This is a genomic window from Peptococcus simiae, from assembly GCF_046569735.1.
Taxonomy (GTDB): domain Bacteria; phylum Bacillota; class Peptococcia; order Peptococcales; family Peptococcaceae; genus Peptococcus; species Peptococcus simiae_A.
In genome coordinates this window covers 1-24,071 of record NZ_JBKICG010000002.1, presented here as the reverse complement: position 1 = coordinate 24,071, position 24,071 = coordinate 1, and the positions used below count along the sequence as shown (strand labels likewise).

15 protein-coding genes are annotated in these 24,071 nt (G+C 53.6%); 13 read left to right on the top strand and 2 right to left on the bottom strand.

From position 1 onward, the window contains the following. Position 1 precedes the first annotated feature (1 nt). From ACLGL1_RS01090 to ACLGL1_RS01030, 13 genes are all read left to right on the top strand, one after another. On the top strand, positions 2 to 550 hold the full coding sequence (locus ACLGL1_RS01090; RefSeq protein ID WP_411006956.1) for a flavodoxin family protein: 549 nt from the start codon (positions 2 to 4) through the stop codon (positions 548 to 550). Further along, positions 547 to 3,138, top strand: a complete 2,592-nt coding sequence (locus ACLGL1_RS01085; RefSeq protein ID WP_411006955.1) for an S-layer homology domain-containing protein — start codon at positions 547 to 549, stop codon at positions 3,136 to 3,138. The genes ACLGL1_RS01090 and ACLGL1_RS01085 overlap by 4 nt, the downstream gene beginning before the upstream one ends. 50 nt (positions 3,139 to 3,188) lie before the next feature. Beyond that, positions 3,189 to 3,335: a hypothetical protein gene (locus ACLGL1_RS01080; protein ID WP_411006954.1), complete on the top strand. Its 147-nt coding sequence runs from the start codon at positions 3,189 to 3,191 to the stop codon at positions 3,333 to 3,335. 18 nt (positions 3,336 to 3,353) lie between these two features. Continuing rightward, a complete protein-coding gene (locus tag ACLGL1_RS01075) occupies positions 3,354 to 4,226 on the top strand; it encodes a copper amine oxidase N-terminal domain-containing protein (RefSeq protein ID WP_411006953.1) in 873 nt (290 codons plus the stop codon). A 180-nt stretch (positions 4,227 to 4,406) separates the two neighbouring features. Further along, positions 4,407 to 11,009, top strand: a complete 6,603-nt coding sequence (locus tag ACLGL1_RS01070) for an S-layer homology domain-containing protein (protein ID WP_411006952.1) — start codon at positions 4,407 to 4,409, stop codon at positions 11,007 to 11,009. Positions 11,010 to 11,244: 235 nt separating this feature from the next. Further along, positions 11,245 to 13,779 (top strand): ribonucleoside-diphosphate reductase subunit alpha, encoded by a 2,535-nt coding sequence (locus ACLGL1_RS01065; RefSeq protein ID WP_411006951.1) that lies wholly within the window; start codon positions 11,245 to 11,247, stop codon positions 13,777 to 13,779. A gap of 29 nt (positions 13,780 to 13,808) precedes the next feature. Beyond that, on the top strand, positions 13,809 to 14,849 hold the full coding sequence (locus tag ACLGL1_RS01060; protein WP_411006950.1) for a ribonucleotide-diphosphate reductase subunit beta: 1,041 nt from the start codon (positions 13,809 to 13,811) through the stop codon (positions 14,847 to 14,849). A gap of 113 nt (positions 14,850 to 14,962) precedes the next feature. Beyond that, the gene (locus ACLGL1_RS01055; protein ID WP_411006949.1) at positions 14,963 to 16,183 is read left to right on the top strand and encodes a CynX/NimT family MFS transporter; all 1,221 of its coding nucleotides are present in this window, start codon (positions 14,963 to 14,965) and stop codon (positions 16,181 to 16,183) included. A gap of 14 nt (positions 16,184 to 16,197) precedes the next feature. Further along, a complete protein-coding gene (locus tag ACLGL1_RS01050) occupies positions 16,198 to 17,919 on the top strand; it encodes a hypothetical protein (RefSeq protein WP_411006948.1) in 1,722 nt (573 codons plus the stop codon). Positions 17,920 to 18,054: 135 nt separating this feature from the next. Next, complete coding sequence (locus ACLGL1_RS01045; protein WP_408976459.1) at positions 18,055 to 18,378, top strand: YbjQ family protein; 324 nt, start codon at positions 18,055 to 18,057, stop codon at positions 18,376 to 18,378. 26 nt (positions 18,379 to 18,404) lie between these two features. Then, complete coding sequence (locus ACLGL1_RS01040) at positions 18,405 to 19,145, top strand: ABC transporter ATP-binding protein (RefSeq protein WP_411006947.1); 741 nt, start codon at positions 18,405 to 18,407, stop codon at positions 19,143 to 19,145. Further along, on the top strand, positions 19,142 to 20,764 hold the full coding sequence (locus ACLGL1_RS01035) for a hypothetical protein (RefSeq protein WP_411006946.1): 1,623 nt from the start codon (positions 19,142 to 19,144) through the stop codon (positions 20,762 to 20,764). The genes ACLGL1_RS01040 and ACLGL1_RS01035 overlap by 4 nt, the downstream gene beginning before the upstream one ends. Before the next feature lie 11 nt (positions 20,765 to 20,775). Further along, positions 20,776 to 21,273 (top strand): NUDIX hydrolase, encoded by a 498-nt coding sequence (locus tag ACLGL1_RS01030; RefSeq protein WP_411006945.1) that lies wholly within the window; start codon positions 20,776 to 20,778, stop codon positions 21,271 to 21,273. A 48-nt stretch (positions 21,274 to 21,321) separates the two neighbouring features. On the opposite strand, the gene ACLGL1_RS01025 is transcribed toward ACLGL1_RS01030, so the two are convergent. Both ACLGL1_RS01025 and ACLGL1_RS01020 read right to left on the bottom strand, forming a co-directional pair. Next, on the bottom strand, positions 21,322 to 21,744 hold the full coding sequence (locus ACLGL1_RS01025) for a hypothetical protein (RefSeq protein WP_411006944.1): 423 nt from the start codon (positions 21,742 to 21,744) through the stop codon (positions 21,322 to 21,324). 133 nt (positions 21,745 to 21,877) lie between these two features. Then, complete coding sequence (locus tag ACLGL1_RS01020) at positions 21,878 to 24,064, bottom strand: DNA topoisomerase III (protein ID WP_411007071.1); 2,187 nt, start codon at positions 24,062 to 24,064, stop codon at positions 21,878 to 21,880. Between the last annotated feature and the right edge of the window lie 7 nt (positions 24,065 to 24,071).

The following is a 24,071-nucleotide window of genomic DNA, read 5'->3' as shown; positions in this document are numbered from 1 at the left end:
CATGAAAGGACTCATTGCTTACTCATCCCTGACCGGGAATACGGCCAAGCTGGCCGACCGTCTGGCTGCCGGCCTGGCGGACCTCGGTGACTGGACCCTGGCAGATATCAAGAAGGGGGCAGATGCCTCCGGCTATGATTGCATCCTAGCCGGCGGCTGGATTGACCGGGCCTGGCCGGATAAGGCGGCCAAGGCTTGGATAGAGGACCTGCCGGCAGACCTGCCCCTGGGCATTTTTGTGACCATGGGGGCCCTACCGGAAAGCCCCCATGGCGACCGGGTCAAGGAAAACCTGGCCAGTCTCCTGGCCGGCCATGGGACAGCCCTAGGGATGGCTGTCCTGCCCGGTGTCGTTGAAGCCAAGCTGCTCGACCGGGTCCGGCAGATGCCGGCCCATGTTTTAGGTGAGAATGGAGAAAGCATCAAGCGACAAATGGTCGAAGCCGGGGAGCAATCCCGGATGCCGACTGAAGAAGAGTACCAGGCAGGTGTACAGGTATTTCGTGAAGCCATCCAAGGGTGGCTCGATCAGAAAGGAGACTTACAGTGAAACGTTTAATAGCAAGCCTACTAACCCTTTGTATACTCTTCAGTGTGATACCCAGCCTACCGGCCCAGGCTGACAAACTGGTCTCTGACCAGAGCCAGCCGACCCAACAAGTGCCTATTCAAGTTTTCAAGGCAGATAAGGATGTGCCTTCTATGGCCTCCGGGGCAGTTGAACCGGCAGCCCAAGTGACCCAAGTCGAGGAGGGCTGGCAGGTGGATATCACCTTTAAGTCTATGACAGTAATGGGCTTAAGCGGCCACTTAGAAGGAGCTTACGTCTATGACAACCTGGCTGATATGAAAGCTAAAAACGCCAAAGACTTACGCAAGGCCGTTACCGTCGTCGATACTTATATGGACGGTGACAAAAACTATCCCAAGACCATCCGGGTGGTGACCAAGGACAAACCGACCACCATCGGCTTAGCTGTCGTTGTGGATATAATGAAGGCCATGGGTGGGGACGGTGAATCCAATATGCGGGTAGTCCTCAACTGGCCCGGCGATGAACCGGCCGTTGATCCGGAAAAAGCCACTGCCAAGGCTGACCTGGACAAGGCCATCGCCCAAGCAGAAGCCAAGTTGAAAGACGGTAAGACCTACACAGACGCCAGCAAGGCAGCCCTTGAAAAAGCCCTGAGCGTAGCCAAGGCCGCCCTGGATAAAGACACCGCAGCTATGAAAGCAGCAACAGAGGCTTTGACAGAAGCCCTTGGACAACTCAAAGAAAGCCAAGCAGCGCAAAAAGTACCTATCAAGGTCTTCAAAGCAGAGGAAGATAAACCCTCTATGGCTTCCGGCGCCGTGAATCCTGAAGCTCTTGTGACCCGGGTTGCTGAAGGCTGGCAAGTAGACGTGACCTTTAAGCCCATGTCCGTTGGGGAAGCGAAAGGGCACCTGGAAGAAGCCTATACCTATGATAGCCTGGCCGATATGAAGGCTAAAAACGCCAAAGACTTGCGGAAAGCAGTTACCGTCGTCAGCACATACACCGATGGTGAAAAAGAATACCCACAAACCATTCGGTTTGTCAGCAAGGAAAAACCGACCAGCATTGGCTTAACAGTCGTTGTGGACATGATGAAGGCTATTGGTGGTGACGGCGAAGCCAATATGCGGATTGTCCTTGACTGGCCCGGCGATGAACCGGCCGTTGATCCGGAAAAAGCCACTGCCAAGGCTGACCTGGACAAGGCCATCGCCCAAGCAGAAGCCAAGTTGAAAGACGGCAAGACCTATACAGACGCCAGCAAGGCCACCCTTGAAAAAGCCCTGAGCGCAGCCAAGGCTGCCCTGGATAAAGACACTGCAGCTATGAAAGCAGCCGCGGAGACCTTAAATAAAGCTATCAAAGGACTGACGACAAAGGCTACCAATACACCGGAAGAAAAGGAATTAACGGTAAAAGCCTTTATCCGCCATGCCAGTAAAGACCAGGCTTCCATGGCCAACCAAGCCTTCTATCCCCAGGTAGATGTAGTTGAAAAAGGTGACGAGGCAACTTATACCCTCTACTTTAAAACACTGCCCATTCAAGGTCAGGAAGGCCACATTATCAGCATCAGTCTTGATGGTCAACCGCTAGAAAGTGTTGCCGGTCGGGATAGCACCTACCAATATGGCTTCCGCTTTACCCGCCCGTCACTGAAAGAAAAAGAATTGAAGCTCACCTTTAGCGTGGACATGATGGCCGGTGTGCCTCAAGATGCCATTCTGGTCCTTAACTGGTCCGGCAAGGCTCAGGTGCCGGCTGGGGGATCCGGTAGTGCGGCGGTTAATCCGGATACAGAAAAGCAAGACTTAAAGGATAAGCACCTTAAAGCCTTGGTGGAAGAGGCCGAGGGATTGCTTAAGGATAAAAAGTATACTGACAAAGACTTATCGGCCTTAAAGGCAGCTGTTCAAGAAGTCAAGGCCGCTAAGTCTGAAAAAGAAGGAGAAAAGGCTAAAAAAGCCTTGATTAAGGCCTTGGCAGATATTAAGAAAGCCAAAGATAAGAAAGAAGAATTGCCCCAAAAGAATCAGCACAAGTTCACCCTGACCCAGCCGAAGGCCGGCTATATCAGCGGCTATCCCAATGGAACCTTCCGACCCGACCAGCTGGTCAGCCGGGCAGAAGCAGCTGCGATGTTGGCCCAATTTGTCCTAGCCAATCAGAAGGCAGACAAGTTACCCAAGGATGTACCGGCTGACAGCTGGTACACCGCCAGCATGCGGACCTTCATCGGTGCCGGCCTCTTATCCGGCTACGAAGACGGGACCATCGGACCGGACAAGGCCATGACCCGGGCAGAAATGACAGCCCTTATTGTCCGGATGAAAGGGCTTGAGCCCTACGCTGGCCAGTATGAGGATGTTTTATCGAGCCACTGGGCCAGCCCAGTCATTGGGGCCGCCCGCCAGGCCGGTATTGTCGCCGGTTACCCAGATGGCAGCTTCAAGCCTGACCAGGCAGTGACTCGGGCTGAAATGGTGGCCATGGTCAACCGGGCCTTTGCCTATACCGGCAGCGGGTCCAGCCGACACTTTACTGATGTCACGTCCGGCCATTGGGCTTATGATGAAATTCAAAAGGCCATTCGTGTGTAATCAGATGTAAAGCCTGGGTGGTCAATGCGACCAAGTTGAAAGTGTATCTGATGGCAGATATATTAGTTATGAGCAGGGCTTTGAAGCTACCCCTTTTAAAAGCTTCCACCCAAGAGGCCCGGCTGGCCCAACCGGTCTTTACCGATGTCCAGCCCGGCCATTGGGCCTATGCCGAGATCATATCTGCCCACGCTTAAGAGAAAGGAAAATGAGAAATGAAGCTTAGCAAACAAATCACTGCCCTTACCCTCAGTCTGGCCCTCCTGGCCGCCCCGGCAGCTGCCTTTGCCGACACCGCCTACCAGGTGCCGGTCCAGCTGCACAAGGCAGACGGGTCCGGCAAGACCTCCATGGCCGCCCCGGCCCTGGACCCGACGGCTGAAGCCACTGTTAAGGACAATGGGACCACGGATTATACCATCTTTCTCCGGCCCATTAACCTCCAGGGCCTGACCGGGCATTTGACCAAGCTCTTCGTTTACAAGGGCAGCGATAAGGTGGAAGCCGTTCGCGCCGCCCATACCGGTGAATACAACACCGCTATGTCCTTCTCCCGGGACACCGCTAAAGAAGGGGAGGTCAAGGTCGCTGTCTGGGTAGATGCCATGGACCAATTGGCCGGTGGCAGCCCCGGCGCCGGTGAACAGGACGCCATCCTCCACTTTGACTGGGCCCAGGCCAAGGCTGTCCAAGAGACAGCTGCCCCTAGGGCCGGCCAGGTCCAACCCATCGGCCAGGACCCCATTCAGGTCTTTGTCAAGGGGCAAAAACTCAACTTTGACAGCCAGCCGGTCATCCAAAACGGCCGGACCCTGGTCCCCCTCCGGGCCATCTTCGAAGCCCTGGGCGCTGATGTCCAATGGGACAATGGGACGCGGACAGTCACTGCCACAAAAGACGGCCATACCATCCAACTGACCATTGACCGGACCGAGGTTACCGTTGACGGGGCCAAGAAGACCCTGGACGTCCCGGCCACCATCCAAAACAGCCGGACCCTGGTCCCCCTCCGCTTTATCGGGGAAGCCTTCGGCAACCAGGTCGACTACAGCAAGACCGGGGACATTGCCCTCATTGCCATCCAATAGACAGGGCTTGGTAGGACGCTTAGTTTCAGAAGGGAGTGATTCCTACTTAAAAATGACTTTAAGATAACCTTGTTGAATATGCTTAACATAAGACGGATGCTGATAGCCTGAGGCGAGATGCCTCAGGCCGGTTCCGTTACCCCTTTTAATTCATCTTGCATTAGAAAGGTAGAATTTTTCATGAAAAAACATTTTCAACGATTGACGGCTTTACTTTTAGCTGCTGGGATGGTTTTAGGCAGTATCCAGCCGGCTCTGGCCCAAGGGGGCGATAGTGACGCTCAAGTGCGGAAACAGCTGATCCAACAGGCTGATGATATTTTGAAAAATAAGCAAGTGCTTGGACATTTATTGGGGACGAACTATCTTCATGATCGTTCGGCTTATTTGGGTAATCCGGGGATCAATCCGGATGAATTGGAAGAGATTAATGGCAAAAAATATTTACGGGACAGTATCCTCGTCCCCAAGGACGTTATAGATACAACGCCCTGGTATCAACTCTATCAAACTGCTGCAGTGGCAAAGATTAAGGCCCCTGGCTTAGAAGGCAATGAACTGGCTCTTCAGATCAATAAGATTCAGGAAATTGAGCAAATTTACGGCCTAGATGCCCAACAAAAATTGACTGAAGATGGTGACTATAGCGGCCCGTGGAAGGCTGTTAAGGTTGTGCAAACCGCTAACGATGGAAACCAGGCTCAGTATCAAGCCACCGGCGAAGACATGCCGGATATCACGGAACTTTTTAAGGAAATGCAACTGGTTAAGTGGGGCAATGATCTAGACCTCCTTTTTGTAGCCAATGATAAAAAGGTGTCAAGTATTAAGTCTATGGTTATCAATAAGGTGGCCGGCAAAGAAATCCGCCCAAGCATTGATGCTTCTGATCCGGCGGAAGAAACGCCTCGGTATAACTTGCTAGGGGTCTTGATTCCGGCAGAGCTGAAAGGCCATGAATTGGTTGTAGAATCTATGACCTATACGACAGCGACCGGGTTGACAAAAAATGTCGGTCCCTTTGGAATCAGCATTAATTATGAGGCCCTGACCAAAACAGCGGATAATACAGATCGGTTTAGTCGGTATACCCAAGCCCGGGCTAAGTATTGGATTTTGCGGGGACAAACCCTTTTGAATGCTTACCTGGAACTGGATCAAAGTCCGGATAAGGAGCGGGCAGAGGCTGTTCAAGCGGCCATCATAAAATTGCAAAAAATTCGCAATCAAGCCAATCCTTCAATGACAGAAGTAATCCAGGCTGCCCAACCAATCTATGAAGTGGAGAATATTTATACCCTTTTAGAAAAAGTTCAGGAAAAAGCTGCTTCAGCGAGAGAAAACCTAGCGGATACAAGTCTTCTGAAAAAATACACCAAAGAATCGGTCAAAGCCTATGAAAAATATTTGGACGATTTGGAAAAACGTCTTGCAAACCTGGATCTGGCCGGTCTGGTCTATGAAGAAAGTATGCTGGATAACGCTTATAGCAATGTCCTCTTAAAATTTAATACTGAGCGCTTGGAAAAACTAATTGTTAAGGCTAAGAAATATGAGGAGAAATATTATACAGAGACCTCTTTTGCCACCCTAAAGTTAGCTATAGCTAAATCTGAGGCTTGGGTGGAGAAAAATAAAAGCATCCATCCGCCTCTGAATCAAACGAGCGATTGGTATAGTGACTTAGAAAAGGCCCTTAAAGCTCTTGAAGCCAAACCGGGTCAAATGCCACCGGTCATTCCAGATGAACCTGAACCGGGGGCTACGCCTCAGGCTGAAACTTATGAAGTCCCTGTAGCCACTGAACATACCGACATCTCTTCCTTCTTGGAAGGTAAGGCCCTATATAGCCCTTCTGAAAACAAGTTCACCCTTTCCTTTAAAGTGAATGGAAAAAATGGGCTGACAGAAGTGAAATACTTTGGGGATAATTACACGCCGGCAAAAGTTGTCGAAAAGAAAGAAGTGGATGGTAAAAGTCTGATTTTAAAAGCAGAAATTCCGGCCAATAGGGTCTTGAGTAATTCTATTTGGTGCCAAGTGACCTATCTATCTCTAGGATATCCCATGACGGCAGAGAATGTTGCTTTTAAGTTCGATTTAGACAAGAAAAAGCTGATTGGCGGTTCCCCGGCCGATAAACCAACTAAGCCCTACCAAGTGACCTATAAGGTGGTCAATGAAGATGCTTATCAAAGTCCGGTGGTCTATGCAGATAAATTGTTAGATAAAAAGGCGGTTTATGATCCCAAGGCTAAAACGGTTACCATTAAGCATTTTCCGGCCTATGAAGGGATAGATATGACCTCCTATATTCAAAGTATTGAATATAATATGGGTAGTGTCGTTGGTCCGGCAGAAAAGATTAATACAACTCAGGATGGACTGGCCGACGCCTTTGTCTTTAAGCATGATATGGACAAGGGCAATGAAATTAAAAGTATTGGTACAACCGTCATCCTGAGAGAAAAGGGGGTTAACGGTCAGTATACTGAGAAAAAGAAATATGATAGTTTGAAATTTGTTTTACAGGACACTCATTCTAAGAGCTCAAAGGAAGAATTGAAGGAGGCCTTGGAGCGATTAGACTATCGGTTTAACCAGCTGAAAGCTGATTTTAATCGAATTAAAGTAATTTTAAGCAATAAAGGGGAGGTGGACCTACCTAACACCATCCCTGAGCTTTTGAAAAAAGCGGAAACAGTAGATAAAACAGACCTTGATGCTGTTAGCAAGTGTGGGGATCTCTTGGAAAATGCCTGCCTGGATATCCAACCCTGGACCCAGCTCTTAGATTGTGTTATTCAAGCAGACCAGGAATTGGCCGATTATGATGCCAACCCTCGGATGGATAAGGCTTCCCTGGGCAAGGCCCAGAAACAATTGGAAGAAATCAAGGCGAAGCTAAAGGCACCGGTATCTGAGGTTGAGGCTTCGGCGCTGTTCAGTCAAGTGAATGACTTACAGAGCCTGCTGCGGTTAGACCCCAAACCCCTTGAAGATAAGATCAAAGAGGCTGAAGAAAAAATAGCTTCCGGCAAATATGAAGATGAGGGCCTGGCCCGTTTAAAGGAAATTCTTTATGCCCAAGATTGGGCCCCTGAGACGGCAGAACGCGATAAGCATACCAAGGGTGCCTTGGGCTTTTTGAACAGCCTTAAGGGGGTTGATGGTGACGGTGTAGCCCTAGATACGGACCAATACAATAGCTGGTTGGCCCAAGTGGATGCTGCCCTGCAAGCCCTTGTAGGAAAAAGTGCAGCTGTAGATACCTCTAAGCTGGATCAATTGATTAAGCTGGCTCAAGAAAAGATGCAAGGTAACAAGAGCAAAGAAGTTTTTGATCGGTTACAGGCTGCGATTAAAGAGGCACAAACCAGCTTGAAAGCAGCTAAAAGTGATAAAGATGTTGATGCAGCTATGGAAAAACTAACGGCTGCTATTGATGAATTTGAGACCAGCCTTGATGAAGGAGAGACTGCAGCAAAAAGAGCTTTAGCTGACCTAGTTGACCAGGTAAAAGGGAAAGAAAAAGGCAAGAAAACCCAGGCGGCCTTTGATACCTTACAGGAAGCCCTAAAGGCGGCGGAAAAAGTTCTGGAAACAGAGACAGGTGAAGAAAAATTGACCGCTGCCACCCAGGCCTTGTCCGGGGCCCTAAAGGCCTTTGAGGATAGTGCTGATGAAATCGTGCCTCCGCGCCAAACGGATGTCGATACCGTCTTGGTCACCATGCTTCAAGCGAAGAAGGACCTTCCCTCTATGGCAGAAGAAATCCTTTGGAATAAGGCCAAACGCTATAAAGAGGGTGGAAAGACCTGGCTTGAGCTGCAATTTGTGCCTATGACCCATATACCGAATATGGGAGGTAATCGCCAGGCAGATGCCCCTGGTGGGCAGCCAACTATTACGGGCCTTTTAACCAAACTCGAACTGTCAGATGGGGCTGGTGGTTGGGCCCTTGCTGAAACTTTGAAATCACAGGATTTTACCTTCCCGGAAAAAAATAAGACGGTGACCGGTTTAAGCCGGGTCCGCTTGGATATCACAGATTTCTCGGAAAAAGATCATGCTATTACGCTACCTATTCGCATCACCTATTACAGCCCGGCCTTAGATAATGGCACTGGTTTTATGCATTCACCGGAAGCCCGCTTGATGCTGAACTTAGACCCGAGCCGGTTGGTAAAAGGCTTTGATGAAAATGAATTTGTTGTAGATAAGGGTGGTTTAACGAAGTTGATTGACTCCACTCTGATGACCTTGAATTATTTGGATAAAAAGAGTGTTAGTCCAACCATTTTGGAAAATTTGAAAATAGCTTTAAAGACGGCACTTGAGGTAGAAAAAGATCCGAAGGCGACTGGCAGTGCGGTGGAGAGAGCTTATACGGGTTTAATGAAGAAGGGTCAGGCCATTGCCTTGGTACAAGAGATTAAGCAGCGTATCATTTCTGAAACAGCCAATCTTGAATCCGACCGACGGAGTGGGGCCTATTCTAAAGCGTCTCTAGATAAAATCGAGGAAGTTATTGGCCAGGTCAATATGAGTCTGAAAGATACATCGGACCCGGATGCTTTAAGGACCCTGCTGGAAAAAATATCTAAAGTAGCTGATTTATTAAGGTACGATATGACTGGTCTTCAAAATAAGATAGCTGAGGGTGAAAAAGTCCTTGAAAAGGCTCCAGCCAGTGATGCGAAAAAGACCTTGGAAACGGCTATCGATAATGCCCGTCAATACATGGCTTCTCATGAGCAGGAGGGCAAACGGACCGGCGATAAAAGAGAAGACCACCTCAAGGCACTTGATAAGGCCATTTTAGCCTTGAAGTCCGAACTGGCCAAAGTTGATAAGGCAGACCTCAGGCAAGCCCTGGAGGCTTACAAAGCAACCAAGGCCCAAGACTACACTGACGAAAGCTTTGCAGCCTATACTGAAGCCTATAATCAGGCTAAGGCTGTTTACGACCAAAAAGACGCTGACCAGGCGGCTGTCAACCAGGCCTTGGCTAAGTTGAATGCCGCCAAAGATAAGCTTCAGAAGAAGCCGGCAGTCCATAAAGAGGCCTTGAAAGAAGCCATGGACCAGTATGAAGCTTTAGATAAGAGCGGCTACACAGAGGCAAGCCTTGCAGCTTATAAGGAAGCCTATGACCAAGCAAAAGCCGTTTACCTACAAAAAGACGCCGACCAACCGGCAGTGGATAGCGTCCTCGAAGGATTAAAGGCTGCCAAGGAAGCCCTGGTGGAAAAAGTCCAAGTCAATAAGGCAGACTTGAAAAAGGCCCTGGACACCTATGAAGCCACCAAGGCCCAAGATTACACATCTGAAAGTTTTGCAGGCTATACCGCAGCCTATAGCCAGGCCAAGGCCGTTTACGACCAAGCAGATGCAGACCAAGCATCTGTCAACCTGGCCCTAGAAGACCTGAATGCAGCCAAAGATGCTCTACAGAAAAAACCAGAAGCCCCGAAGGCTGATAAAGCGGCCCTTAAGGTAGCCTTAACGGCTTATGAAGACTTGGAAAAAGAGGGTTACACTGAAGAGAGCCTTGCTGCTTATACAGAGGCTTATCTTAAAGCTAAAGCAGCGTATGAAGAGGAGGAGGCTGATCAAGTGGCAGTTGATCAGGCTGCAGAAGCTTTAAATGCCGCCCAGGCCGCTTTAGTAAAAAAACCGACCAAGCCGGTGGTTAATAAAGTCGCCTTAAAAGCAGCTTTAGAGGCTTATGAAAAGACGGAAGAAACTTCTTATACGGAGAAAAGTTTTGCTGCCTACACCGAGGCCTATAAACAAGCCAAGGCAGTCTATAATCAGACGGATGCTGATCAGACCAAGGTGAATCAAGTTTTAGACCGGTTAAACGAGGCTAAGGCAGCTTTAGTAAAAAAATCGGCACCGGAGAAAGTGAACAAGGGTGCCTTAACTAAGGCTGTTACAGAAGCGAGAAAGGTACAGACGGATAAGTATACGAATAAGACAAAGGTAACCTTTATCGAGGCCTTAAAAGCAGCAGAAGCTGTTTTGGAAAATCCGAGAGCGACCGCTCAGGAGGTTCAAGAGGCCCTGGCTGCTCTAAATAAGGCCAAAGACGGCTTGGTTCGCAAGTCAACCGGTAGTGGCCATAGCGGTGGTGGCAGTAGTTGGAACCCTGCACCAGTTAAACCTACGCTACCGGTAAAACCGGCACCTGAAAAGCCGAAAAAAGATCCGGATAAGCCGAGTCAACCGGCTAAAAAAACACTGAAACTGGCCGGGTATCCAGATGGCAGCTTCCGACCAGATGTGGCCATGAACCGGGCTGAAGTCGCCGCCTTATTGGCCAGACTTCTCCCTGCCGGTGATAAAGTCACCTTTTCTGATGTTGCGCCGGATGCCTGGTATGCTACAGCGGTGGGTAGCTTGCAAAAGGCCGGTCTTTTAGGGGGCTATCCGGACGGGACCTTCCGAGCTGACAAGACAATTACACGTGCAGAATTTATTTCTCTGTTAGCCAGATGGCAGAAGTTAAGTCCGGCTGGCCTTAGCGGATACACGGATGTGCCCACAGACCACTGGGCAGCTTCGTCCATCGGTGCTGCTGTTAAGGCCGGTTGGGCTAAGGGCACTTCTGGCCATACTTTCTCACCGGAGGCACCGTTGACGAGAGCGCAAGCTGTTGTTATCCTCAACCATGCCTTGAACATTTCTGTTAAGGATGGGGCAAAGAGGGTATCCTCTTTCACGGACCTTCCTTCTAGCCATTGGGCCTATGCTGATATTATGGCCAATCAAGCTTAGATCGGGAAGTGACAGGTAGCTATAAGGATAGGCACATATAAAAAATAAAAATAGATTTTTCCCTTCGCTAAATCGCTTAATATGGCGGTTTAGCGAAGGCTTTTTTATGTTGGATCGGATGAAGGTGGTAAAAACAAGGTGCAAAATGAGCGGCTGGGGTATATAGTTAATATGAGTCGCTAAGGCAGTCTGGTTGGCGGCTTATTTGTATGATACATATTGTGGGAGGGTTACTTTGAATATAACGAAACGAACGGGCCATGTAGAGCCTTATCGCCGGGAGAAGATTTCCCGGGTGATTGAACTGGCCTTTGCCAGTGTGGATAGTCCCCTGACTAATGAAGACCGGGACGCCATGACCCAGGCCATTGAGGAAGAACTCCTCAAGGAAAAAGGGGCCGGCCAGTCCTTACATGTGGAAGATATTCAAGATTTAGTCGAAAAGACTTTAATTGAACGCAATTATTATAAGGAAGTTAAGAGCTTTATCCTCTACCGGGAGGACCGGAAGCAGAAGCGCCGGGTCCGGAACAGGATTGCAGGAGATTTTGTTGAAATCGAAGGCTTTGAACAGGCCTTAAAGGAAATCCAACGGGACTTTCCGGACCCGCCCTATGGCCTGGACTACCTGGATATGAAGTTCCGGTCCTTTTATAAAGAGGGGATGACCCTGGCAGACCGGCTCCACTTCCTCACCAAGGCCGCTGTGGAACTGGCCACCAGTGAGGCCCCCCGCTGGGAGTTTATTGCTGCCCGGATTTACTTCATTGACTTTGACCGCCAGTTGGTCCAGCGGATGAAGGGTTTCGGGGTGGACTCCTTTTATGAAAAGCTGGAGTACCTGACAGACCAGGGCCTTTATGGCAGCTACATCCTCCAGCAGTACAGCCGGGAGGAAATTGAAAAGGCCTACAGCTTTATCGATAATAGCCGGAACAAGTACATCAACTACTCCGGGTTGGACCTGCTCATTAAACGGTATGTCATCCGGACCCATAGCGGGGACCCGGTGGAAAGCGTCCAGGAAATGTTCTTAGGGATTGCCCTCCACTTGGCCATGAATGAAGCGCCGGCCGTCCGCCTGGACTGGGTCCGTCGGTTCTACGATATGCTGTCCCAGCTCCAGGTGACCATGGCCACGCCGACCATGGCCAATGCCCGCAAGCCCCACCACCAGCTGTCCAGCTGCTTTATTGATACGGTGCCGGACTCCCTGGACGGGATCTACCGGTCCATTGACAACTTCGCCAAGGTGTCCAAGTTTGGCGGCGGCATGGGCCTCTACTTCGGTAAGGTTCGGGCCCGGGGGTCTTCCATCCGGGGCTTTGAAGGGGCTGCCGGCGGGGTTATCCGCTGGATCCGCTTAGCCAATGACACCGCTGTGGCTGTGGACCAGCTGGGGGTCCGCCAGGGGGCGGTGGCCGTTTACCTGGACGTTTGGCATAAGGACCTGCCTGAGTTCCTCGGCCTCCGGACCAATAACGGGGACGACCGGCTCAAGGCCCATGATGTCTTTCCGGCGGTCTGCTACCCGGACTACTTCTGGCAGCAGGCCCGGGACAACATCGAAGGGGACTGGTACCTCATGTGCCCCCATGAAATCCAATCGGTCAAGGGCTATGCCCTGGAAGACTGCTATGGGGACGAGTGGCGGGAAAAATACCTGGACTGTGTGGCAGACCACCGGATTTCCAAGCGGGTCCTGCCCATTAAGGAAATCATCCGCCTGATTATCAAGAGCAGTGTCGAAACCGGGACTCCCTTTGCCTTTAACCGGGATACGGTCAACGCCGCCAACCCCAACAAGCATAAGGGAATGATTTACTGTTCCAACCTTTGTACGGAAATCGCCCAGAATATGAGCGCCATCTCCCTCCAGGACCAGCGGATTGAGACCATCGACGGGGAAGACGTGGTGGTGACCGTGACCCGGCCCGGGGAATTTGTCGTCTGTAACCTGGCCAGCCTGTCCCTAGGTCATATCAATGTCGACGATGACGCCGCTCTGCAGACCGTCACCGAAAGCGCCGTCCGGGCCTTAGACAATATTATTGACCTGAACTTCTTCCCCCTGCCCTATGCCAAGCTCAATAACCGGAAGTACCGGCCGGTGGGCCTGGGGGTCAGCGGCTACCACCATATGCTGGCCAAGCACCAGATTGCCTGGGAAAGTGACGCCCACCTGTCCTTCGTGGATGATGTCTTTGAGCGGATCAACTACGCAGCTGTGGCCGCCAGTGCCAAAATTGCCGAAGAAAAAGGGGCCTACAGCTACTTTGAAGGCAGCGACTGGCAGACTGGTGACTATTTTAGCCAGAGGGGCTACACCAGCGACCGCTGGCAGGCCCTGGCGGCCAAGGTCGCCCAAACCGGTATGCGGAATGGTTACCTCATGGCCATTGCGCCTACCTCCAGCACCTCGATTATTGCCGCCACCTCTCCGGGGGTCGACCCGATTATGAACCGGTTCTTCCTGGAAGAGAAAAAAGACGGGCTCATGCCCCGGGTGGCCCCGGAACTTTCGGATGCGACCTTCTGGTTTTACAAGAGTGCCCACCTGCTGGACCAGACCTACAGTGTCAAGGCCTCGGGTATCCGCCAGCGGCACATCGACCAGGCCCAGAGCATGAACCTCTACATCACCAATGACTACACCTTCCGCAAGGTCCTGAACCTCTATATTCTGGCTTGGGAATGCGGGGTTAAAACCATTTACTACATCCGGTCCAAGAGTCTGGAAGTGGAAGAGTGCGAGGCCTGTTCCTCGTAAGCGAGTGTGTATGATTTAAGGAGGCTCTTATGAGAATCGAAAAACGCCCCATCTTTAACCCGGCCGGGGATACCAATGTGGCCAACCGACGGATCATCGGGGGCAGCACCACCAATATCAACGACTTCAACAATATGCGGTATGACTGGGTCAGCGGCTGGTACCGCCAGGCCATGAATAACTTCTGGGTGCCGGAGGAAATCAACCTGGCCCAGGACGTCAAGGACTACCCCCACCTGCCGGCGGCAGAACGGCGGGCCTATGACAAGATCCTGTCCTTCCTGATTTTCCTGGACTCGGTCCAGACCTCCAACCTGCCCAATATCACCGCCTACATCACCGCCAATGAGGTCAACCTCTGCCTGTCTATCCAGATCTTCCAGGAGGCCCTCCACAGCCAGAGCTATTCCTATATGCTGGATACCATCTGTGAGCCCCAGGAAAGAAACGACATCCTCTACCAGTGGAAGGATGACGAACACCTCCTGCGGCGGAATAAGTTTATCGGGGATATCTACAATGACTTCCAGGAAAACCCCAATGACCTCAACTTCATGCGGGCCGTTATGGGCAACTATATCCTGGAAGGGATTTATTTCTACAGCGGCTTTATGTTCTTCTACAACCTGGGCCGGAACAACCGGATGCCCGGGTCTGTCCAGGAAATCCGCTACATCAACCGGGATGAGAACACCCACCTCTGGCTCTTCCGTAATATCATCAAGGCCCTGCGGGAAGAAGAGCCCCAGCTCTTCACCGAAGAGAAGGAGGCCCTCTACCATGATATGCTCAAGGAAGGCTGTGAGCAGGAAATCGCCTGGGGGCAATACGTCATCGGGGACGAAGTGGAAGGCCTGACCGGGGAAATGGTCACCGACTACATCCGTTTCCTGGGCAACCAGCGGGCCGACAACCTGGGCCTGCCCCGGCTCTATGAGGGCTATGACGTCGAGCCGCCTTCCATGAGCTGGGTCAGCCAGTATTCCAATGCCAATCTCATTAAAACGGACTTCTTTGAAGCCCGGTCTACGGCCTATGCCAAGTCTTCTGCCCTGGTAGATGACCTATAAGCCGGCAGCTGCCAAGCCCCCTGTGGGGCTTTTTTTATTTGAGCGATCTTATGGTATAATAAAGTGATGACCACTTGGCTGGTCAGGAAACTTAGTAAGTGAAGAGGGATCATTTGAGTAAGAAAAGAAAAGTATTATTGGGCCTGGGGATTTTAATCACTGCCCTGTCCATGCGGATGCCGATTACGGCCTCCGGAGCCCTGACCGGGATTGTCCGGGCAGACCTAGACCTGACTGGGGCCCAGGCCGGTTTTTTAACTACTCTGGTGGTCCTGGTCTTTGCGGTGGCCTCGCCCTTTATCGGGGGCATTAGCGACCGCTTTGGCATGAACCGGGTCCTCTTAGTGGGCCTGGCCTTTATCGTGACCGGCCAGCTGGTCCGGGTCAGTGGCGCCTGGCAGATGCTCTTTTTGGGCACTGGGATTTTAGCCCTGGGGATTACAGCGGCCAATGTCCTCATGCCGCCCCTGGTCCGCTATGCCTTTCCCCGGGCGGTAGGCCTGTGGACTAGTGCCTATCTGTCCCTGATGAACTTTGCCAATAGTATTGCAGCGGGCCTAACCCTGCCTTTGGCCAACCGGCCGGGTTGGTCCTGGCGGCCGGCTATGCTGGTCTGGGTCTCCTTTGGCCTGGTGGCCCTGGTTATTTGGTTGCTCTTGGCCAAAAAGCCCATGGCTGCCAGACGGCCTTCAACCGACCTGGCGGCAAGCAAGCAGGGCAAGGGGGGAGGCAGCCTGGTGAAAGAGCCCATTGTTTGGGCCATTATGGCCTTTATGGGCTTCCAGTCGATGATTTTTTATTCCTACATCACCTGGATGCCGACCCTGCTCCTGGACCGGGGGCTCAGCTCTGAACAGGTGGGTCTCCTGGTCTTCCTATTCCAATTTTTTAGCATTCCCACCTCTTTTGTGACACCGATGATTGCCGAACGCTTGCCTGACCAGCGTATTTTGGGCATGTTCTCCGGCCTTTTCTATGCCTTTGGCTTTGGGGTCATGTTCCTTTTTTCCCAGGCTCCCATGCCCCTCCTGGTTGCCGTGATGATTTCCATGGGCTTTGGCAGCGGGACCACGATTTCCATCGCTATGCTGCTCTTTAATGTCCGGACGCCGGATGTGTCGACGGCCGCCCGCTTATCGGGCCTGGCCCAGTCGGCCGGCTACCTAATGGCCGGGGTTGGGCCGGTGGCCATTGGCCGGGCCTATGATAGTTTTGGCGATTGGCGTTGGCCCCTGGCCTTCCTGACCTTTGCTGCCCTGGTCGTAGCCCTCACCGGTTACCTGGGTGGTCGGGACCGGCTGGTGGCCTCTGTCCAAGGGACGACCGACAAATGAAATGAGGATGATTTATGAAAAACTTTTCTTTGCCGATTAAAATTCTGCTTTTTATTGCCCTGGTTGGGGTAAGCTGGTATGTTTGGCTGCCGCCCCTCCACCTCCAGTCCACCCAGTTTTGGATTTACCTCTTTGCCTTGGCTGCCATTGGGGCCCTGCTCTTTGTCGGGGGCACCAGGGTGGTGGAAAAAACCGTCCACTATATGGGCTTTGAACGGACCATCAAGTCCCGGGTGCCCTCTAAGCGACTTTTCCAGGTCCTCCTGGTGATTGGTATGGGGGTGGCCCTGGTGGTGGTCCTGGGCTTTGTCAGCTCGACCCAGATCCTCCACGCCGGCAAGTATGCCCATATCCTGGACAAGGAAAATGAAGAATTTACGGAAAAGGTCCAGCAGTTACCGCCGGACCGGCTGCCGACCGTTGACCGGGATACGGCTATCCGCCTGGGCAACCGGAAGATGGGGGAGGTGGTGGAATTGGTCAGCCAGTTTACGGTCAGTGACCAGTACACCCAGATCAACTACCAGGATGACCCGGTCCGGGTCTCCCCCCTGCGCTATGCCAGCCTGGTCAAGTGGCTGATGAATACCGGGGAAGGGATCCCCTACTATATGCGGGTCAATATGATTGACGGGAAAACCGACCTGGTCAAAAGTGAAAAGCCCCTGCGCTATAGCAAGAGTGAGCACTTTAACCGGCACATCACCCGCCACCTCCGTCTCCAATACCCCTTGAAGCTCTTCTATAATTCCAACTTTGAAGTGGATGAGAAGGGGGTCCCCTACTGGATCACCCCGGTCTACCGGATGAGCGTGGGCCTCTTTGGCGGGCCGGACGTGAAGGAAGTCATCGTGACCAATGCCCAGGACGGGAGCTCCAAGCTCTACAAGGTGGAAGATGCCCCTACCTGGATTGACTGTGTCTACGAGGCCCCCCTGATCCTGAACCAAATCAACTGGAATGGGAAGTACCAACGGGGCTTTATCAACTCGATTATCGGTCAAAAGGGGGTCCTCCGGGCCACCGACGGCTACAACTACCTGGCCCTGAAGGATGACGTCTTTTTATACACCGGGATTACCTCGGTCAGTGCCGATGATTCCAACATCGGCTTTGTCCTGGTCAATATGCGGACCAAGGAATGTGTCTTTTACAGTGTGGCCTCGGCAGAAGAATTTTCTGCCATGGGGTCGGCTGAAGGGGCCGTCCAGGAGAAACAGTACAAGGCCACCTTCCCCCTCCTGATCAACATGGGGGACCGGCCGACCTACTTCCTCTCCCTCAAGGACGAGGCCGGGCTCATCAAGATGTACGCCTTTATCGATGCGGAGAACTACCAGCACGTGGTCACCTCCAGTAATGTGGCGGAGGCCTACAAGACCTATGCCAGCCAGCAGAATGTCCAGCTTGATCCCGGCAGTGCCGGCAAGAGCAAGCCGGTGGCCGGCAAGCTGGCAGATATCCAGAGCGTGGTCATTGAAGGCAACAGTGTCTTCTACATGCTCCTGGAAGGGGATGACACCGTCTACATGGCCCAGGCCACCATTTCTGAACAACTGGCCTTTATCCATCCCGGTGATGAAGTCACCTTGAAGGTAGCCGGCGATGGCCAGGCCCTCCGGGTCACCAGCCTGGAAAGGGGCCTTATCCCTGAAGATGAAACAGTTGAAAAGACCGACAAAAAGGTCGATAAAAAGACCGAAGACGATAAATCAAAAGCCGTTAAGGTGGCCTGACGCTCTGATAGCCATCCAAGTCAACGCCCTGTCGCTTTTTAGCGGCAGGGCGTTTAGTGTTGTGGTTGTATTGGGTAAGTGATACAATAGAGGTAGAAAAGTACCTGATCAACGCCATTTGAAGGAGGAAGTACCATGCTTATCTTAACTACCCCCCTACCGGCCGGTCTTGGCCGGGATGTGACAGAAGTCCTCGGCCCCGTCATCGGTGAAGCCGTCGTCGGGATGCACATCGGTAAGGATATTACCGCCGGTATCCGGGATATTTTCGGTGGCCGGTCGGCCAGCTACGAGAAGGAACTCAAGGGTGCCTATGAGGATGTTTTAGCAGAAATCGAAAAACGGGCTGAAGCCCTGGGGGCCGATGCCGTCATCGGCCTGGACTTTTCTCTGACCACCCTGGGCACCGGGAGCATGCTGGCCGTGGCGGCCTGTGGGACGGCCGTAAAACTCAGCTAGGTGATTTAAGGAGGGAGGCTTACCTTATGGTTCAATTCGATCAAGTAACCAAGCGCTACGGGTCCACCGTGGCCCTGGACCGGCTGTCCCTGGATATCCACGATGGGGAAATCTTCGGCCTGATCGGCCACAATGGGGCCGGGAAGTCGACGACCATTAAGTGCCTGACCAGCATTATTGCCCCGGACGAGGGCAAGATTACCGTTGGCGGCCTGGACCTGGCCAGCCACCGCAACGAAGTCAAGCAGATGATCGGCTATGTGCCCGATTCGCCGGATATGTTTTTAAAGTCGACCGCCATGGTCTACTGGGCCTTTATCGCCAAGGTTTTCGGCGTCCCGGATGACCTCAGGGACCGGCGGATTGAGGACCTTTGCCGGCTCTTTGAGCTGGGTGAAGCCCGCTACCAGACCATTGAAGGCTTTTCCCATGGGATGCGGCAGAAGGTCTTTGTCATCGGGGCCCTCCTGCCGGAACCGGCCCTCTGGGTCCTGGACGAGCCCTTAACGGGTCTGGACCCCCAGAGCGCCTACAACTTAAAGGAAATGATGCGCCGGCATACAGCCGAAGGCCATACCGTCCTTTTTTCCACCCACGTCCTGTCGGTGGCTGAAGAGCTCTGCGACCGGATTGGGATCTTACGCCATGGCCGGCTGATTTTTGTCGGCACCATGGATGACCTGCGGGCGGCCCACCCCGGTGACAGCCTGGAGGATATCTACCTCCGCCTGGTGGCCTCGGCAGAAGAAGGGACCGATGCCCCATGACCTTCCGACCGGCCCTCTTCAAAGAACTCCTCCGCTTTAATCTGATCTTTACCAATACCGCGGTGACCGATAAGCTCCGACAAAAACATGCCGCCAAGCTCAAAGAGCGGCCTGAGGCCCTGTCCGACCTGATCTTACGCAAGAACTACCTTTGGCCGGGGATTACGGTTTTCCTGATTTATTCCCTGCTCTTTGCAGCGGTCGACTTTGCCGCCCTGCCCATGTACCTGGACTTCCTGGTTCTTATGATGACCCTGGTCCCGATCATGCAGAGCTTTACGGCCTTTTACAACATCTTCTATGAAAGTGCCGATACCACCGCCTATATGCCCCTGCCGGTCTACCCCCAGGAGCTTTTCCTGGCCCGGTTGGCTGTGGTCGGCCTGGCCGGCTGTGCCTTTATGGCCCCGGTGGTCAGCTTTTTTGCCCTCTTCTTTTGGCGGAATGACTTTGGCTGGCCGACCCTTATCCTGGGGACAATCCTGTGGTCTCTGGTGGTCTTCTTCGTCTACACCTACCTGAATATCCTCATCCTCCAGCTCTTGGCCAAGACCGCGGCCTTCAGCCGGATGAATAGCCAGGTCCTGACGGTGGTCAATATCCTGGGCCAGCTGCTGGCGGTGGTGGTCCTGGTCTTTGCCATTTGGACGGTCCAGGGGGTCATCGACATCGGGGCAAACGGTCTGGTATCCTCCCCCGGCCCCCTGTCCGGCCTCATCCTGTCCCGCTGGCACTGGCCGGTCCTCATTGGCATCTTGCTTGTCTTTGCCGGCCTGGCGGTCCTGGTCTACCGGGGGCTGGCGGTCCACTACTACGATACGGTCTTCACCGTTGAAACTGCCCGGCATGGGAAAAAACAGGCTGTCCGGTCAGACAAGGTCCGGCAGACAGCCGACGGGAGCCTGCGGAAGATCCTCTGGCAATACAACTGGCGCCGGCTGGATGACGTGACCCTCGTCAGCCAAACCCTCCTGTCGCCAATCCTCCTACCGGCCTGTCTGATCCTGCCCCAGGTCTTCCTGGGTAACCAGCTGCCGGCCCCCTTTTATGAGGACCCCCTTATGGGGATTTTAGCCGGCCTCCTCTTTGGCCTTGGCATGGCCCTGGTCACCAATGCCACAGGGGTGCCCTTGGCCGGGAACATCGTTTCCATGGACCGGGAAGACTTTAGCTATATCTGCGCCCTGCCTCTGGATATGGGGGCCTATATCCGGGAAAAGTGGCTCTTCGCCACGGTTGTTTCCGGCCTCTTGGCCTCCCTAGTCATCCTCCTGGGTAGCCTGGCCCTCCGGCTATGGGTGGGTATATTGCCGGCCCTCCTGGTCTACTGGCTCCTCCATGCCATCATATCGGCCAATTGGATCATTTTTGACCTGCGCAACCTCCACCTGACCTGGCAGAGCGCCACAGACCTCCTGAACCGGGTCCCCCGGGCCCTGATGGTCCTCGGTATCTTCCTGGGCATGGGCCTGGTGTCGGCGGTGGTCATTGGTCTGGGGGCCCTGGCCTTCTTTAAGGGGCCCCTCCTGGGCCTGGCCTTGACCCTGACCTTTATCATCCTCCTGGCCCTAGGCCTGGCCCTGATGGCCCGGGTGCGGCGGCAGGCGGTTCGGTTTTAGAAAGGATTATTATGGGACTGACGACCTTGTGTTACCTCAGGCATGAAGGAGATATCCTCATGCTCTACCGGAATAAAAAAGACCATGATGTCAACCGGGGCAAGTGGATTGGGGTAGGGGGGAAGTTCCTTCCCGGCGAAAGCCCCGATGAGTGTGCCCGGCGGGAAATCCGGGAAGAAACCGGCCTGGTGCCGGAGACCCTGGCCTACCGGGGCATCGTCACCTTCTGCTATGATGAGGCCCCGCCCGAGTATATGCACGTCTACCTGGGCATGGTTGACAGCCGGGACTTGACCCCCTGTGATGAGGGGACCCTCCGTTGGGTGCCCGAAGAGGAGGTACCGGACCTGGCCCTCTGGCCCGGCGACCGGCTCTTCCTGCCCCTGGCCCTGGATGAAGAGGGGCCGGCCTTTTCCATGAAACTGGTCTATAAGGATGATATCCTAGTTCAGGCGGCCTTAAATGGCCAGCCCATGAAAATATCGGTTGTTCAAAGCCTCTTTAAGTAAAAGCAAGCCCGGTGGCTGTTGAAAAGTTCAACAGCCACCGGGCTTGCTTTATTTATGGTAGTGCTGGTTACGGCTGGGTGGATAAAGGGCAATATAGCTGATGGGCCCGGCCAGAAAATAGAGGACATGAATGGGGGATAGACGCACTGGCATGTCGATAAAGGAAGATAAGATGACAGTGGTATAGAGGTCTTTTAAGAAGAAAATAGCATAGAGGAGGACCAGGCCGACTAAGAAAAGCCGGCAGGCAGGTACCAGTCTAGGGGCGGCTATTTTTAGGTCAAGCACGATAAGCTGGGCAATGATAGGGGCCATGCAAAGGACCGGTAAGGCACAAAACTTTAAGAAAAAATCGAATATAGGAAGGAGGGGCCAAAAAAGAGGGTTCGTATATAGGTGGCTGATGTAGATATAGGTGTAAGCAAGGGCCAGTAGGGTCCACAGGGGGGTTAAGCGGAAAAAACGGAGCATAAGATATCCTCCTTTGGCGTTCAAACAGCCACTTGTTGAGCATATAATATCATTCTCGAGCATAAATGTCTATAAGAAAGTCAAATAAGCCGGCAAAAGTTGTTTTATCAACACGTGCCGGTTCATTGCCACTTTAATTATCTTTATTTTTTAGGGCTGCGGCCCAAGCGTCGGCGAAGGCATTGGCGCCGATGTCTTTTTCCTTGGCCTGTTTTTTCTGGTAGGCGGCCACGTCCCGGCGGGTGGACTTTTGTCCGCCCTTGTGCTTGTCGTTAAAGCGGTCAAAGCGGTCCCGGAAACCGCAGCTGTTACAGGCGTAGAGCTTGTGGCCATCTTTTTGGATGATAACCAGGGGCTTGCGGCACTGGGGACACCGGGCCCCGGTTTTTTGGCTGACGGTTTCCCGGTAGCCGCAGGCCGGGTCCGGGCAGACCCGGAGCTTACCCCGTTTGCCCTCTACAGCTAAGAGGAGCTTGCCACAGTCCGGACAGGGGGTGGAAGTTTCATTATCGTGCTTGAAGATGGCCTCACTCTTTTTGACGGCCTGGACTAAGTCGCTGGCGAAGTGGCGCATATCGGTGTCAAAGGCGGCCGGGTCTTCCTGGCCCTTGGCGATGGCGGCCAGGCGTTCTTCCCACTGGGCGGTCAGGAGGGGGGACCGGAGGTCGGCCGGGACCAGGTCAATGAGCTGGCGGCCCTTGGCGGTGGGGAGGATGCTCTTGCCCTCTTTCGTGATGTAGAAGTTCTTGAAGAGCTTTTCAATGATGTCTGCCCGGGTGGCCGGGGTCCCGATACCGCCGCTTTCCTTGAGGATTTTATTGGCATGGGCATCGTCGACAAAGGCTTGGGGGTTTTCCATGGCGGCCAGGAGGGTCCCCTCGCTAAAGCGGTGGGGGGGCCGGGTCCGACGTTCGTTCTTGCTGAAGGCCAGGCCCTTTAGGGCCTGGCCCTTGTCCAGCCGGGGAAGGGCTTGGACCGGGGATTCGTCTTCGTCGCTTTCCACGGTGGCCGCTTCGGCCTGGGCCACCGCCCGCCAGCCGGAGTTGAGGGTCACTTCGCCCTTGGCGGTAAAGCGTTCGCCGGCGACCTCTGCTTCAAAGCTGGTGTCCTGGACTTCAGCCGGGCCCAGGAAGGCCCCTAAAAAGCGTTCGACGATGAGCTTGTAGATAAAGTGCTCGTGCTGGTTGAGGTCTGCCGACCCGGGCCGGACTTCTGTAGGCAGGAGGGCGTGGTGGTCGCTGACCTTGGCATTGTTGTAAAAGCCGGCCGGGAGCTGGGCCTTTTGGCTGATAATTTCCTTGACGACAGCCCCGTAGGGGCCGCTCCGTAAGGCGGCCAGGCGGTCGGGCATGCTGGCGGCCAGGTCCTCGGTTAGGTGACGGCTGTCGGTCCGGGGATAGGTGACCAGCTTGTGGACCTCGTAGAGCCGTTGGAGCTGGTGGAGGGTGTCCTTGGGGCTCATGCCCTGGCGGGCATTGGCGTCCCGTTGGAGGGTGGTCAGGTCATAGAGGAGGGGCGGGTTGACCTTCCGCTTTTTCTCCTTTATGCCGGTGATCCGGCCGGTCTGGTCCCGAAGTTTATTGATGAGGGCCTGGGCGGCTTCTTCACTGTAAATCCGATTGCCGTCCTTGCCCTGCCACTCCCAGCGGACGCCGGCGCCGTTGGCGGTAATGACGTAGTAGGGGGTAGCCTTAAAGCGGGCAATGGCCTCCTCCCGGGCCACAATCATGGCCAGGGTGGGGGTTTGGACCCGGCCGGCGGAGAGTTGGGCGTTAAAGCGGGTGGTCAGGGCCCGGGTGATGTTTAAGCCCACCAGCCAGTCGGCTTCGGCCCGGGCCAGGGCAGAGGCGGCGAGGTTGTCGTACTTGGCCGCCGGCTGGAGCTGGGCCATGCCGTCCCGGATGGCCTTGTCCGTTTGGGCGGAAATCCAGAGCCGGTACATGGGCTTTTTAGCCCCGGCCTTGTCAATGATCCAGCGGGCGACCAGTTCCCCTTCCCGGCCGGCATCGGTGGCGATGATGATCTTATCGACATCCTTGCGCAGGAGCTGCTTTTTGACGGCGGAAAACTGTTTGCGGGCCCCGGGGAGGATGACCGTTTTCATTTTTTCGGGCATCATGGGCAGGGTGTTGAGCCGCCATTTGCTGTATTTTTCATCGTACTTTTCCGGGTCAGCCAGGCCGACCAGGTGGCCCAGGGCCCAGGTGATGATGTACTTGTCGCCTTCGATGTAGCCTTCCCGGCGGTTTTTAGCGCCCAGGTGGCGGGCCAGGTCCCGGCCGACAGAGGGCTTTTCAGCGAGTATCAGGGTTTTGGACAAGGGACTT